The 648-nt window shown below is 67.3% G+C and carries 1 protein-coding gene; it reads left to right on the top strand.

What is annotated here, in order from left to right:
- Positions 1 to 69: 69 nt before the first annotated feature.
- Positions 70 to 648 (top strand): hypothetical protein (locus DAI20_RS19620; protein ID WP_205781508.1); only part of this gene is annotated, 579 nt, incomplete at its 3' end.

Here is a 648-nt window from a genome sequence, read left to right as displayed (position 1 = left end):
CGCCGTGATGTCACGACCACGTTACACTCTGGTGACTTCCAAGCTAGCCGTGGTACTGCCGTGAATCCGATGCGCGTGTTGCTGCTGTCGTCCTGCCTGTTTGTCGGGGGCCTGGCCCATGCGGCCAATGACCTGCCCGGCGGCGGCATCGATCCGCAGGCACTGTCGCGCCATGTGCGCGTGCTGGCGTCGGATGAATTCGAGGGCCGCGCGCCGGCCACCGAGGGCGAAGAGCGCACGGTGCAGTACCTGATCGAGCAGTTCCGCAGCTACGGCCTGCAGCCGGGCGGCGTGGACGGCAGCTGGGTGCAGCCGGTGCCGCTGGTGCGCGCGCAGCTGGACGGCGCGGCCAAGGCCAGCCTGTCGCTGAAGCAGGGCAAGCGCGCGCTGGCCAACGGCATGGACGTGACCCTGCAGAGCCTGCAGCCGCGCAAGCGCGTGCAGATCAAGGATGCCCCGCTGGTGTTCGTCGGTTACGGCATCGACGCGCCGGAACGCCAGTGGAACGACTACAAGGACGTGGACCTGCACGGCAAGATCGCTGTCGTGCTGATCAACGACGCCGATTTCGAGGCTGATGCGCCGGGTGCGTTCGACGGCAGGGCGGTGACCTACTACGGCCGCTGGACCTACAAGTTCGAGGAAGCT

Origin of the sequence: Planctomonas deserti (assembly GCF_003067705.1) — a bacterium.
Classification (GTDB): Bacteria; Actinomycetota; Actinomycetes; order Actinomycetales; family Microbacteriaceae; genus Planctomonas; species Planctomonas deserti.
Note: the sequence above shows the minus strand (reverse complement) of the source record. Positions and strands in the feature narration are given on the sequence as shown.